The sequence below is a fragment of the Microvirga antarctica genome, from assembly GCF_017921815.1.
Classification (GTDB): domain Bacteria; phylum Pseudomonadota; class Alphaproteobacteria; order Rhizobiales; family Beijerinckiaceae; genus Microvirga; species Microvirga antarctica.
On the sequence record NZ_JAGEMM010000002.1, the window covers coordinates 342,990 to 356,675 of the forward strand.

11 protein-coding genes are annotated in these 13,686 nt (G+C 64.8%); 4 read left to right on the forward strand and 7 right to left on the reverse strand.

Features of this window, described 5'->3' with window-relative positions:
- Positions 1 to 111 precede the first annotated feature (111 nt).
- A complete protein-coding gene (locus tag J4G32_RS08970; RefSeq protein ID WP_210485933.1) occupies positions 112 to 1,308 on the forward strand; it encodes an HlyD family secretion protein in 1,197 nt (398 codons plus the stop codon).
- A gap of 13 nt (positions 1,309 to 1,321) precedes the next feature.
- Positions 1,322 to 2,917, forward strand: a complete 1,596-nt coding sequence (locus J4G32_RS08975; protein WP_210485935.1) for a DHA2 family efflux MFS transporter permease subunit — start codon at positions 1,322 to 1,324, stop codon at positions 2,915 to 2,917.
- Positions 2,918 to 3,019: 102 nt separating this feature from the next.
- On the opposite strand, the gene J4G32_RS08980 is transcribed toward J4G32_RS08975, so the two are convergent.
- The gene (locus J4G32_RS08980; protein ID WP_210485937.1) at positions 3,020 to 4,837 is read right to left on the reverse strand and encodes an AsmA family protein; all 1,818 of its coding nucleotides are present in this window, start codon (positions 4,835 to 4,837) and stop codon (positions 3,020 to 3,022) included.
- Between the two features lie 212 nt (positions 4,838 to 5,049).
- Between J4G32_RS08980 and J4G32_RS08985 the strand changes: the two genes are divergently transcribed.
- Positions 5,050 to 5,787 (forward strand): CoA transferase subunit A, encoded by a 738-nt coding sequence (locus J4G32_RS08985; protein WP_210485939.1) that lies wholly within the window; start codon positions 5,050 to 5,052, stop codon positions 5,785 to 5,787.
- Complete coding sequence (locus tag J4G32_RS08990) at positions 5,787 to 6,452, forward strand: 3-oxoacid CoA-transferase subunit B (RefSeq protein WP_210485941.1); 666 nt, start codon at positions 5,787 to 5,789, stop codon at positions 6,450 to 6,452. The genes J4G32_RS08985 and J4G32_RS08990 overlap by 1 nt, the downstream gene beginning before the upstream one ends.
- Before the next feature lie 90 nt (positions 6,453 to 6,542).
- Here the strand turns inward: J4G32_RS08990 and J4G32_RS08995 are convergent, their stop codons facing one another.
- From J4G32_RS08995 to J4G32_RS09020, 6 genes are all read right to left on the reverse strand, one after another.
- Positions 6,543 to 7,205, reverse strand: coding sequence for a Crp/Fnr family transcriptional regulator (locus tag J4G32_RS08995; RefSeq protein ID WP_210485943.1), 663 nt, complete (start codon positions 7,203 to 7,205; stop codon positions 6,543 to 6,545).
- A gap of 88 nt (positions 7,206 to 7,293) precedes the next feature.
- Entirely contained in the window at positions 7,294 to 8,502 is a 1,209-nt protein-coding gene (locus J4G32_RS09000) for an MFS transporter (protein ID WP_210485945.1), read from the reverse strand.
- Between the two features lie 86 nt (positions 8,503 to 8,588).
- Positions 8,589 to 10,043, reverse strand: coding sequence for an amidohydrolase family protein (locus tag J4G32_RS09005; protein WP_210485947.1), 1,455 nt, complete (start codon positions 10,041 to 10,043; stop codon positions 8,589 to 8,591).
- A gap of 32 nt (positions 10,044 to 10,075) precedes the next feature.
- A complete protein-coding gene (locus tag J4G32_RS09010) occupies positions 10,076 to 11,806 on the reverse strand; it encodes a dipeptide ABC transporter ATP-binding protein (protein WP_210485949.1) in 1,731 nt (576 codons plus the stop codon).
- Positions 11,803 to 12,714, reverse strand: a complete 912-nt coding sequence (locus J4G32_RS09015) for an ABC transporter permease (RefSeq protein WP_210485953.1) — start codon at positions 12,712 to 12,714, stop codon at positions 11,803 to 11,805. The genes J4G32_RS09010 and J4G32_RS09015 overlap by 4 nt, the downstream gene beginning before the upstream one ends.
- Positions 12,711 to 13,682 (reverse strand): ABC transporter permease, encoded by a 972-nt coding sequence (locus J4G32_RS09020; RefSeq protein WP_210485955.1) that lies wholly within the window; start codon positions 13,680 to 13,682, stop codon positions 12,711 to 12,713. Before J4G32_RS09020 ends, J4G32_RS09015 begins: the two co-directional genes overlap by 4 nt.
- Positions 13,683 to 13,686: the final 4 nt, after the last annotated feature.

Sequence of the window (13,686 nt, forward strand, 5' to 3'; positions counted from 1 at the left end):
ACTATTGACCGAACCGTTCAGTCATAGCATATAGACGCCGTAAAGTCGGACGTCTAGAGCTGGCTGCGGAGGAATTGCCCGGCCTGCCTGACGCCGACGACGAGGCTTGATATGGCTTATCGCGATAAAGATTCACGGGCCCGGGGCGAATCGAACCCGGCCCTCCCGCGCGAACCCGCGCCCGCCGGCAACGCCGTCGCCACCCCGCCCGCGCAGGCTCCCACCGGCGCGCCGGCAACGGGTAAATCCGGCCGTGCAAAACGGCTTGTGGTCCTCGTGGTCGTTGCCGCTGCCCTCATTTTCGGAGGGTACAAGGGTGTCCATTGGTGGCAGACAGGCCGCTTCTTCGTGTCGACCGACGATGCCTATGTGCAGGCCGATATCACCATCCTGTCGGCCAAAGTCTCAGGCTACGTGGCCTCCGTCGCGGTGGCTCACAACCAGAGCGTCAAGGCGGGCGATTTGATCGCCACCCTCGACGATGGTGATTATCGCCTGGCGCTCCAGGCTGCCAAGGACAAGCTCGATACCCAGCAGAGCGCGATCCTGCGCATCGGGCGGCAGATCGAGGCTGAGAAGGCCTCGGTCGCGCAGGCCGATGCCCAGATTGCCGCAGCGCAGGCCGATGCGCGCCGGGCAGCGTCCGATTTCGCCCGTCAGCAGCAACTGGCCAAGTCGGATTACGCCAGCAAGGCGACCTTCGAGTCCGCCGAAGCAGGCCGCGATCGGTCGGACGCGAACGTAAGAAGCGCACAGGCAGCCTTCCGCGCCGCGCAGGCCAATGTGGATGTGCTGGCAGCCCAGCAGGTGGAGGCCCAGCGCCTGGCTGCCGAGCTGCAGACGGCGGTCGCCAAGGCGGAGCGCGATCTGTCCTTCACGGAGATGCGCGCGCCGGTCGATGGAGTCGTGGGCAACAAGGCCGTCGAGGTCGGAACCTTCGTGCAGCCGGGCACGCGGCTGGCGGCCATCGTGCCGCTGGAATCGGTGCATGTGGAAGCCAACTTCAAAGAAACGCAGCTCGCAGCCGTCAAAAGCGGACAGACGGTGCGCATCGAGGTGGATGCCTATCCGGATGCCGATATCACCGGCGTGATCGAGAGCGTGTCCCCGGCCTCGGGCTCCGTGTTCAGCCTGCTGCCGCCGGAGAACGCCACAGGCAACTTCACCAAGATCGTCCAGCGCGTGCCTGTGCGGATCAAGGTCAGTCCCGAGGTGGCCCGACAGGGCCTCCTGCGACCGGGCATGTCGGTGGTCGTGGATGTGGACACCCGCGCACCCGCGAACGCGCCCAAGACCGCCGAGCGCTGAAAGACCCACCCTCATGGCCGGCACGGCTGCGATCAATGCCCCCATCGGCGCAAGGCCGCTTCCTCGCACCCCGGCACAGGAGCGCAAGCGGACATTCGCGTTCATCTGCATGGTGTTCGGGATGTTCATGGCGATCCTGGACATCCAGATCGTCTCGGCCTCGCTGGCCGAGATCCAGGCGGGCCTCTCGGCCTCGTCCGATGAAATCTCGTGGGTTCAGACCAGCTACCTCATTGCCGAGGTGATCATGATCCCCCTGTCGGGCACGCTCTCGCGCGTGTTGTCGACGAGGTGGATGTTCGTCATTTCGGCCGGCGGCTTCACGCTCATGAGCCTGATGTGCGCCACCTCAACGTCGATCGAGGAGATGATCGTCTGGCGGGCGCTGCAGGGCTTCATCGGCGGCGGCATGATCCCGACCGTGTTTGCCTCCGCGTTCACGATCTTCCCGCCCGAAAAGCGCCCGGTTATCTCGCCGATCATCGGCCTAGTGGCGACGTTGGCCCCGACCATTGGGCCGACCATCGGCGGCTACCTCACCGACATGTTCTCCTGGCACTGGCTGTTTCTCGTCAACATCATCCCGGGGATATTCGTCACCGTCTCGACCTATCTGCTGGTCGATTTCGACGAACCGGATCTCAGTCTGTTCAAGACCTTCGACTGGGCTGGCCTTGCCTTCATGGCGGTGTTTCTGGGCAGCCTGGAATTCGTTCTCGAAGAGGGGCCGGTCAACGACTGGTTCCAGGACGGGACGGTGTTGATCCTGTCGGTTGCGGGCGCCGTGGGTGGCATCGCGTTCTTCTATCGGGCGTTGACCGCCGAGCATCCCATCGTGGACCTGCGTGCGTTCCAGGATCGGAACTTCGCGGCCGGGTCGGCCTTCAGCTTTGTGCTGGGCATCGGGCTCTACGGCCTGACCTATCTCTATCCGGTCTATCTCAGCCGTGTGCGCGGATATTCCTCCCTTCAGATCGGCGAGACCATGTTCGTCTCGGGCGCCTGCATGTTCCTGATGGCTCCGGTGGCGGGCATCATGTCGCGCAAGCTCGATCCGCGGGTCATGATGGGAATGGGCTTTGCGTCGTTTGCCATCGGCACGTGGCTGATCACCGGCCTCACGAAGGACTGGGATTTCTGGGAACTCTTCATTCCCCAGGTCTTCCGGGGCGTGGGACTGATGATCTGCATGGTGCCGATCAACAATATCGCCTTGGGGACATTGCCGCCGCATCGGCTGAAGAACGCGTCCGGCCTCTACAACCTCACGCGGAACCTCGGCGGCGCGATGGGCCTCGCCCTGATCAACACGATCCTCAACAACCGGTGGGATCTGCACCTTCAGCGGCTGCGGGAAAACGTCAACTGGGGCAGTCAGACCGCCATCGAAACCCTCAACAACCTGACGCAGAAGTACCATGGGCTTGGCTCCGACGCGACGGCCGCCGCTCTGCGCACCATGTCCAACATGCTGCGCCGCGAAGCGCTGGTGATGGCGTTTGCCGATGTGTTTCTGCTGCTGACGGTCCTGTTCATCTCGTTCATCTTCGCGCTGCCGCTGATCCGTAAACCGCGGGCAGCCCCGCCCGGGGCCGGAGGCGGGCATTGAACGACAGTCATCAGAACTATTGCGTTGTGGTAGGGAGCAGCAGCGCGGCGTTGCGATGTCCCGAAGACCGATCGGCGCACGCGCAAACCCGGAGCATCTCGGCTACTGCGAGGTCGCGATGGGGCGTGGCATGACGCTGGTTGCGAGCGGGTGAGCCTGTCCGAAGAGGGGCTTTGCGGCCCCTGACCGTTCGATAAGCGACCGGGCATCCGGCGTCACGATGACGTTGTGCCAGCGACCAGAGACGCCGAACACGATGGCCGGCGGTAGCGGCGTGGTGGCGCTGGCGGCGGAGACATCCGCCTTCAGATCCAGATCCCGTTCGATGAGAGAGATCTGCCCGCGCAGGGTGGTCACGAATCCGGAGGCCGTCAGGCGGCTGTCGGCGATGTCCGCCAGGCCGTCGACGATGTTGAATTGCACCTGCGCCTGATCGAACGGCGTACGGCCGCCTTTCCAGCCCAGCGAGGCCGCGAGCGGGCGTTTCTCCACCCGGCGGATAGCTTCGTCCAGACCAATGCCGATCAACTCGCCGTCCTTGATCGTCACGGTGCTCCGCCCATTGGCGTGCCGGACGAGGTCGGAGGGAGTGCGCCCGGTTCCCTCGATGGCGAACTGTCCCTGGCCGGGGCCCTGGATCCACCGCCCCTGGCCCGTCGCGGCGAGGAAGGCCGCCATGTCGACGCGGTCAAACGCGCCCTGGGCGCGCAATTCCGTGCCCTCGTCGACGCGGGTCAGCGACAGCCGCCCTTTGAGGGTGCCGTCGTGGAAGGTTCCGCGTCCCAACGAGGCCTCGACGCGGCCGGGCCGCACGAGCACGCTCATGGCCATGTCACCCAAGCGCATGCGGCCGAGTTGTGCCGTGGTGGCCGAGAGGCGCAGGTCGAGATCGCTTCCGGTGGCGCTCGACAGGTCGATGACCTCGTCGCTCCAGGTTCCGGCGGAGGTCGTCACGGAGGACAGCGGCATCACGACATCGGAGAAATCGACTTCGTCTGCCGCAAGGGTCCCGGTGATCAGGGGTCGTTCCCCGTCGAGGCGGACCGCCAGGGTGCCCTCGAGTGCATCGGGGCCGAGTTTGACGGTGACGGACGGCCAGGAGAGGCGGCGCCGATCGAAAGACAGCATGCCATCGACGGAGACAGCCTTCAGCAACGAGCCGAACGGCAGGTCAAGTCCGCTCCAGCGGGTGAAGTCGCGAACTGACGTGGCCTTGATCTGGCTCTTGCCAGTGAAGCGCGGGTCCGAGCCCAGTTGCGCCGTCCCGTCCACGCTCACACGCGCCGCCGGCAGCGCCAGCGTGAAGGAGAGAGCACCGGGGCGGTCCGATGACAGGGCCAGCGGCTGAAACTGCGCCTGCTCGACCGCGACGGTCTCGCCCCGCCACGAAAACGAGCCGACCGCGCTCAGGGTATCGTCGAGGGCGGCCCAGGCCAGAATGGCGTTAATACTGCTGAGGCCGTCGTCCGGCCTGTCAGTCCATCGCAGGGTCGAGCCGGCGATCACCACGCGGGAAAGACGCATGTGTTGGGCCTCGTCGGCGATTGCCCCCGACCAATCGTGGCGTCTCAACTGCTCGAATGAGGCGCTGAGCTTGCTCTCGCTTAGCGAAATCGCGCCCATCTCCAGCCTGCCAAGAAAAAGCGGGATAATATTGAGCTCGGCCCGCAACGTTCCGCCTTGTGCGATCACGGCAGGTCCCGGAGCCTCGAGGTGCACGTCTTCGAACTTGATCCGGGGGGTCGGCAGCAACGCGAAGGTGCTGCGTCCCGAGACGGCGAAGTCGATATCGTATTGCTGCTTGAGGTGGGACGCGATCCTCGCCGACAAGCCCCCTTTGGGGAGCGTCCACGGCACCGCTGCTACAGCCAGCACGAGCAGGCAGACAACCGCAATGGACAGGACGGCGCGTCGTGACATTCAGTAAAAATCCGGGTCCGCGATGCCGTTGGGAGAACCGCACCGAATCGGACGATGGCCTGGTTGCCCGGCCTCGCCGCTTGCTTTTCATATATGCACAGGAAGGGATTGTCTAAATTGAGGCCAAGTTGCAGGGTGTCGCCGAGTGCCCCCGGGAGGGTGTGAAGAACGACCTTGGCGTGACCAGGGCTGCGGTGCGGGAGAGATTTGGAATGAAGAAGGTCTACAAGGATGCGCACTCGGCCATGGCCGAGCTGCTCAAGGATGGGATGACCATCATGGCCGGGGGGTTCGGCCTGTGCGGCATTCCCGAGATTCTCATCGAGGCCATCCGTGATTCGGGCGCCAAGAACCTCACCTTCATCTCCAACAATGCCGGTGTCGACGGGATTGGCCTCGGGCGTCTCCTGGAGACCCGCCAGATCCGGAAGATGATCTCCTCCTATGTGGGCGAGAACAAGCTTTTCGCGCAGCAGTTTCTTTCCGGCGAACTCGAGCTGGAATTTACCCCGCAGGGCACCCTTGCCGAGCGCATCCGCGCCGGTGGCGCGGGCATTCCTGCCTTCTTCACCAAGACGGGCGTCGGAACGTTGATCGCCGAAGGCAAGGAGGAACGCGAGTTCGATGGCGAGCGCTACATCATGGAACGCGGAATCGTGGCCGATCTGTCCATCGTGCATGCGTGGAAGGGCGACACGGAAGGTAACCTTGTCTACCGCAAGTCCGCCCGCAACTTTAACCCGATGATGGCCACGGCCTCGAAAATGACGGTCGCGCAGGTCGAGCATCTGGTGAGCGCCGGCGACATCGACCCGGATCAGATCCACACGCCCGGGATCTTTGTGAAGCGCCTCGTTCACGTGCCCAACCCGGTCAAGCACATCGAACACAGAACAACCCGCAAACGCGATCAACCAGCCGTGCCCGCCGGGGCAGGGGAGGAAATCTGATGGCCTGGACACGCGACCAGATGGCGGCTCGGGCCGCGAAGGAATTGCGCGACGGATATTATGTCAATCTGGGCATCGGTATCCCGACCCTCGTGTCGAACAACATTCCGCATGGCATGAGCGTGCAGCTTCAATCCGAAAATGGCATGCTGGGCATGGGCCCGTTCCCCCTCGAGGGCGAGGAGGATGCCGACCTCATCAACGCCGGCAAGCAGACCATCACCGAGCTGCCGACGACGAGTTTCTTTTCGAGCGCGGACTCGTTCGGCATGATCCGGGGCGGCCATATCGACCTGTCCATTCTGGGCGCCATGCAGGTGGCGCAGAACGGCGATCTCGCCAACTGGATGATCCCGGGCAAGATGGTCAAGGGGATGGGCGGCGCCATGGATCTGGTGGCGGGCGTCAAGCGCGTCGTCGTGGTCATGGAGCATACCGCCAAGGACGCGCCCAAGCTCCTCAAGGAATGCAACCTGCCGATCACCGGCGCACGGGTCGTCGATCTCGTGATTACGGATCTGGGTGTGTTTTCCATCGACAAGAAGGGCGATGGAGGGATGACCCTGATCGAACTGGCCGAGGGTGTCAGTGTCGAGGAAATCACCCAGAAGACCGACGCGACGTTCCGCGTGAAACTGGACGGCGCGCGGTCCGACGCGGCCTGAACCGATCGCTGCAGCAATGTCTCGAAATGGCCCCGGCACGATGTGTGCGGGGCCATTTCATGTGGGGTGGCCTGTCCGATGCAGGGGTCGCTAGGTCGAGACCGATCGCTCCACCATGCCGGGCTCGACGGCGGCATTGCGCAGGCGGGCGATCTCGGCCTCGAGCTTCTTGTTGTTCTCGAACAACCGCTCGCTGCTGAGGCGCAGAAAGTAGAAGCCGAATTCCGGGTTCTGGAAGTAGAGCTGGCGCACCTCGTCGTAGGTGATGCTGAGCACGTCGCCGGCCTCCAGACATTGCAGGGTCTGCGAGCGGGTATGGTCCGGCGACAGGAAACCCATTTCGCCCACCACCCGGCCTTGCGGAATTTCGATCCCCAGTTCCTTGAGGAAGTAGCGGCCGGACAGGGTGTAGAACATGCAATTGGCCGTGTCGCCCTTGGCAAACAGCACCTCGCCGCTTTTGACGGTGCGCCGGCCCATGAAGGGCTTGAGCCAATCCATCGTCAGGTCGCTGCGCGAGGCCACTTTCACCTTCTGGATCAGACGCAGCATCTGGTAGAGCCGGATGCCGTTGAGGGGCAGGAGCACCATGTTGACGGCCATGCTGGGATAGAGCCCCATCGATGACGCGTAGACGAGCGACGTGAGATTGGTGACGATCCCGATGCAGCGCAGCGGGATGATCGTCTTCATCGCGCTGCCGGCAATGGCCAGGGCGGCGCCGAGCCACCCGATCGCTTCAACCCACGTCATGTGCACCATCCGACGTTCGCTAATTCCGCTGCGGCATATACCAATCGTGGCCGGGTGTCAGCGCGATATGCGTCGGCGCACCCGCCATTCAGCCCGACAGAACCATACGGGGGCGGGCTGCGCCAAGACCGCAAATTCCCGCCAGGCACGCGATGACCACGAAAAGCGCCGCTGTCCCCTGGGGACCGTATGCCACGTCGCGCAGCAGGCTGACCGCGAGAGGGCCGAGGGAGGCACCAAGATAGCCGATGCTCTGGGACATCCCGGACAGCATGGCGGCGATCTCGGCCGATGGGGAGCGCAGGGAGATAAACAGCAGGGCGAGGCCAAAGAGCCCACCCTGTCCGAGGCCGAGGACGAAGCCCCAGAAGATCGCCGTCACCGGGGGGGCAACAAGCAGCCCCACGAAGCCGGTCGCGGAGGCCGCGAGCACGCCGACCACCAGCAGGCCGGGGGGTAGCCGGCGCGTGGCCAGAACCGGAACGGCCAGCGCGGTGAGAGTCTGGGCGATGATCGACACGGAAGTGACGAGGCCCGCCTCGACCACGTCGATACCCCGATCGCGCAGCAGGGTCGGCAGCCAGCCGAGGACGATGAACGCCAGTGCCGCCTGCAGGCCCATGAAGCCGGTGACTGCCCAGGCTGTCGGATCCCGGAACAGCCGTGTGAAGCGCGGCATGCGCGCAACCTTGAAGGCACCCTGTCGACCGGCCGCAAGGGCACCCCACAGGCCAGCGGCCAGCAGGACCGGCACGCACCAGACGGCCAGCGCCAAGGTCCAACTGCTCAAGCTCCGCTCGATCATCGGCGTCAAACCGGCAGCGCTCGCCCCGCCGACGCTGAGGATCATCGTGTAGAGACCCGTCATCAGGCCGAGACGATGGGGGAAATCGCGCCGGATGATCACCGGAAGGAGGACGCCCGCCATTCCGATGGTGGCACCAGCGAGCAACGTCGAGCTGACCAACGCTGTCGTGCTGCCGATGGTGCGCAGGCCAAGCCCGGCCGCCAGGACGAGGAGCAGGATCGCGATCGCCTTCTCGATACCGAAACGCGCCGACACCATGGGGGCGAGCGGCCCGAAGACGCCAAAGCACAGGACCGGGATGGTGGTGAGGATACCAGCCTGGAAACTGCTGATGTCGAGCCCGGCCTGGATCTCCGCCAGCATGGTGGCAAGGCTCGTGAGCGCCGGGCGGAGGTTGAACGCGGCGGCCAGCAGGCAAAGCCCGATAAATCCGGACGACAGGAGGATCACGGGAGCCTTCGCGGTCGGGACCGGTCGTTCCTGGAGCATCGCGTAACCTCGGCGCAAGGGAAGGCGAGGAGCCCGGCGCGCCGGGCTCCTGACGGGAGAGTTGAAAAGAGCGGCTGGGCCGCGACCTAGGCCTCGATCTGGTCGGTGGCGCGCACGTGCTTCCAGAACATCTTCGGGGTCTCCAGCATCGACCGGAAGCCGGTGCGGTCGAGCATCAGCTCGGTCTCGCGCTGGGCGTCGTCGAGCACTTCGTCCTCGTTGACGAACTGCGCGGCCCGGCCCTTCAAAGCGATGCGGCCGTCGACGATCACCGTGTCCACATCGTTGCCATTGGCGAAGTAGATCAGGCGCGAAACCGGCATGTTGAGCGGATAGAGGTGGGGGCGGCGCATATCGACGAGCACCACGTCGGCCTTCTTTCCGACTTCGAGCGAGCCGATATCCTTGTCCATGCCAAGCGCCTTCGCGGCATCGATGGTGCACATCTCCAGCACGCGGCCCGGCGGCAGCCAGGTCGGGTCCTTGAAGAAGGTGCGGTGATAATGCATGCATTGCTGCATGTGCCGGAACATGTCGCCGGAGCGGTCCGGTGCCGTCGCGTCCGAACCGAGGCACACATTGGCGCCGGCCTCCAGCAGTTCAGGCACCGGGCACCGGCCGAGAATCGAACCAATGGCGCTGGGATTATGCGCGATGTGCGTGCCGGTGTCGGCCACGATGCGGATCTCTTCCGCGGTGAGATCGGTGGAATGCGACAGCAAGGCATTGGGGCCGAGAATGCCGAGCTCCTGGGCGTAGAGAACGCTGCCCTTCTTGTGCCCGTCCTGGGTGAAGACGAGGCCGCGCTCGCGGGCAAGGCCCGCCACTTTCACTGCCTGGTCGCGCGCCTTGCCGAGTTCTTCGGCGCCCAGGGTTTCCACATGCTCGGCGCGTAGGGTCGGTGTGATGAGGGCGATGTTGAGCCTACCGCCATGGGTGCCGTGCCACGTGTCGATCAGCTTGACGGAGGTGGCGTATTGCTGCTCGAAATCGACCGGGTATTCGTGCGCGACTTCGTTCTCGATGCGCGCATAGGTGCGCGGATGCGGCGGACGGGTCGGGCCGACGGCCACCACGGAGCGGGTGCCGACCTCGCGCACGCCCTCGCAATGGGCGTCGCCATAGATCGGATCGTCGGTGCGCAGGATGGTGTCGCCACCGCCCAGCAGGGAGATGCCGGTGGTGACCCCGAAACGCAGGCGCTCGAGCGCCGCGAGGCGTGCCTCGGCGCGCCAGAATTCAGGAGTGGACGCGACGGTGTAGGCGGCGTGGCACGCGTCATACCATTTCTCGCTGTCGCCGCCGCCCATCGTCTTGATGAGGCCGTGGCCCGCATGGGCATGGCCGTCGATCAGACCCGGCATGACGATCTTGTTGCGGGCGTCGATCACCGTCGGGGCCTGATGGGCCGCCATGACGTCAGCGGTCGTCCCGACGGCCACGATACGGTCGTTGGTGATGGCGACGGCGCCATCCTCGATGACACGGCGCTCCTCATCCATCGTGACGACAATGCCATGGGTGATGATGATATCGGCCATTCACGTTTCTCCAGTCAGGCGTAGGGACAGTTTCAGGTGGCGTCGGCTTCGCCGCGAATGCGGTCCAGCGTCGGAACCAGCGACAGCAATTCGCGTGTGTAGGGGTGCTGCGGGGATTCGAAGAGCGTCTCGGCCGCCGCTTCCTCGACGAGCTTCCCGCTTTTCATGACGGCGATGCGGTCGCACATCTGGCGAACCACCGCGAGGTCGTGGCTGATCAGCAGGAGGGTGAGGCCGGTGGCGTCGCGCAGGTCCTTCAAGAGGTTCAGGATCTGGGCCTGGACCGAGACATCGAGGGACGAGGTCGGCTCATCGCACACGATCAGCCTCGGACGCGCACCGAGGGCTCGGGCGATCGAGAGGCGCTGGCGTTGTCCGCCCGAGAAGGCATGTGCATAACGCCCTGCCGAATCCGCATCGAGACCGACGGCTTCGATCAACTGCGCCACATCGGCTTCGGCCTCGGCGCGGCTCGGCGCCAGTTTGTAGAACAGGATCGGCTCGGCCAGGATGGAGCCGATGCGGATGCGGCTGTTGAGCGATGAATAGGGATCCTGAAAGATCATCTGGATCGCCTGCCGGACCGGACCGGTCCGCCTTATGGCGCCGTCCCCGGCGATGGGCTTGCCCTGATACAGGACCTGTCCGGATGTGGGCTTGACGAGGCCCGCCACCACATTGGCGATCGTCGTCTTGCCGCACCCGGATTCCCCCACAAGGCCGAACACCTCGCCGCTGCGGACGGTGAAACTCACATCGTCGACGGCGCGGAAGCGGTGGCCTTTGGAGCCCGGCAGCAGCCCGCTGGTCACGTAGTCGACGCACAGATTGCGAACCGACAGGATCTCGGATCCATCCACCGTCTCGACCTCGCGAAAGGCCTTGGTGCGGATGGCCTCGCGGGCATCGGCGGCGCGGCCCTTGGCCTCCTCGCCGACGACGGGGAAGCGATCGAGCCGCATATCGATCCGCGGCACCGCGCCGATCAGCGCTTTGGCGTAATCGGCCTTCGGACGCCGGAGAACCTCTGCCGTGGTTCCGCTCTCGACGATGAGGCCGCGATGCATGATCGTGACGCGATCGGCGATCTGGGCGACCACGCCCATATTGTGCGTGACGAGCAGAATGCCGATGCGACGGTTGTCGGCCAGGTCGCGCAGAAGCTTGAGGATCTGCGCCTGCACCGACACGTCGAGCGCTGTCGTCGGTTCGTCCGCGACGACCAGTGCGGGATCGCATGACAGGGCCGCCGCGATGACGACCCGCTGGCGCTGGCCACCCGACAATTGATGCGGATAGGCCTTCAGCCGCCGTTCGGGCTCGGGAATGCCGACGGACCGCATCAGCTCCAAGGCGCGCTGGCGTGCGGCGGCTTTGTCGAGCTTGAGATGCGCGCGCAGGGTCTCGGTGAGCTGACTTTCCACCGTGAAGAGCGGGTTGAGGCTCGTCATCGGATCCTGAAACACCGCCCCCACATCGCGGCCGAGGATGACCCCGTCTGCGGAGCCGCTCGCGGGATCGAGCTTCTTGCCGGCTATGTGGATCGAGCCCGCGGCGATGCGGCCCGGCTTCTCGAGAAGCCCCATGACCGCATTGCCGATGGTGGTCTTGCCGGCGCCGGATTCGCCGACGAGCGCATGGATCTCGCCGGGTTGAATGATCAGCGAGGCATTCTCGACAGCGGTAAAAAGACCGCCATTGGCGAGGGGATATTCAACGCGCAGGCCGTCGATGGCGAGGGCGGGCGGGGCGCGATCGGTCATCGTTTCACCCGCAGTTTGGGATTGAAGCGATCGCGCAGCCAGTCGCCCACCACGTTGACGGCCAGGACGAGAAGCACGAGCACGAGCGCCGGAAAGAGCGCGATCCACCAGATTCCCGAGAAGACGAATTCATTGCCGATGCGGATCAGGGTGCCGAGCGACGGGTAGGTCGGCGGCATGCCGACGCCGAGGAACGAGAGCGTCGCTTCCGTCAGGATGGCGCCCGCCAGATTGATCGTGGCGATCACCAGCACCGGTCCCATCACGTTGGGCAGGATGTGGCGCAGCATGATGCGGCGGGACGGCAATCCGATGACCTTGACGGCTTTCACGTAGTCCTTCGCCGTCTCCACCATCGTGGCGGCGCGCACGGTGCGGGCATATTGCACCCATTCGTGGATGGAGATGGCGCAGATCAGGATGACAGGGGCCCATTGCGCCGTGGCGGCCTGCGGAAACAGCGCCCGCGCGATGCCGCTCACGAGCAGCGCCAGCAGGATCGTCGGGAAGCTCAGGATCACGTCGCCGATCCGCATGATGAGTGCATCGACCTTGCCGCCAAAATAGCCCGCGACGAGACCGAGGAACACACCGATCGATGCGGCCAGCAGCACCGCGCCGCCGCCGATGGCAATCGACACGCGCGCGCCGTACATCATGGCCGAGAGCAGGTCGCGACCCTGGTTGTCGGTGCCCAGCAGGAAGCGAGCGTCGCCATCGGCCGTGAAGGCGGGCGGGATCTCGGCGTTGATCAGGTCGAAGGTCGACAGATCGGTCGGGTCATAGGGCGCGAGCCAGCCGGCAAACAGCGCGCAGCCGATGATGACGAGCGCCAGGAGTGCGGCGAGCATCACCGATATCGGCGCTCCGATGCGGTGGCGCAGACCGGGAGACGCGAGGGTGTTCATGCGGACCTCGCGCGCAGGCGGGGATCGACGACCGCATAGAGCACGTCGACGATCGTGTTGATGATGACGAAGAGAAGGCCGACGAAGAGCAGGTAGGCGGCCATCACGGGGATATCGACGAAGCTCACCGCCTGGATGAAGAGCAGTCCCATTCCGGGCCATTGGAAGACCGTCTCGGTGACGATCGCAAACGCGATGAGCGATCCGATCTGGAGACCGGTCACGGTGATGACCGGCATCAGGGCATTGCGCAGCGCCAGATGGAAATGGATGTAGCGCGTCGGCAATCCCCGCGCCCGTGCGAAGCGGATGTAGTCCGTCGACAGCACGTCGATCATCTCCGAGCGCACCAGCCGCATGATCAGGGTGAGCTGGTAGAGCGCGAGCGTGATGCCCGGCAGGATCAGCGACTTGATCCCGCTCCAGGTGAGAAAGCCGGTCGACCACCAGCCGAGATCGACGACCTGTCCTCTCCCGAAGGAGGGCAGCCATCCGAGCGTGACGGCGAAGACGAGGATCAGCACGATGCCGGTGACGAAGGTGGGCGTCGAGATGCCGATGAGCGAGATCGCCTGGACGAGGCGCGCGGTTGCGCCGTTGGGCCGCAACGCGCACAGGACGCCGAGCGGGATCCCGAGGGCAAGCGACAGGAAGGTCGCGACGATCACCAGTTCCATCGTGGCCGGCAGGCGCTCCGCGATCAACTGTGTCACGGGCCGCTGGTTGCGATAGCTGATGCCGAGATCGCCCGACAGGGTGCGCTTGAGAAACCGGCCGTACTGGGTGACGATCGATTGATCGAGCCCGAGGGATTGGCGCAATTCCTCCTTCTCGGCGATGGAGGCGTTCTCGCGCGCCATGGTGGCGACCGGATCGCCGACATAGCGAAACATCACGAACGACACGGCCGAGACCACAAGCATCACGAGGGCTGCCTGGCCGAGCCGTGAGAGAAGAACTTTGAACATGGTT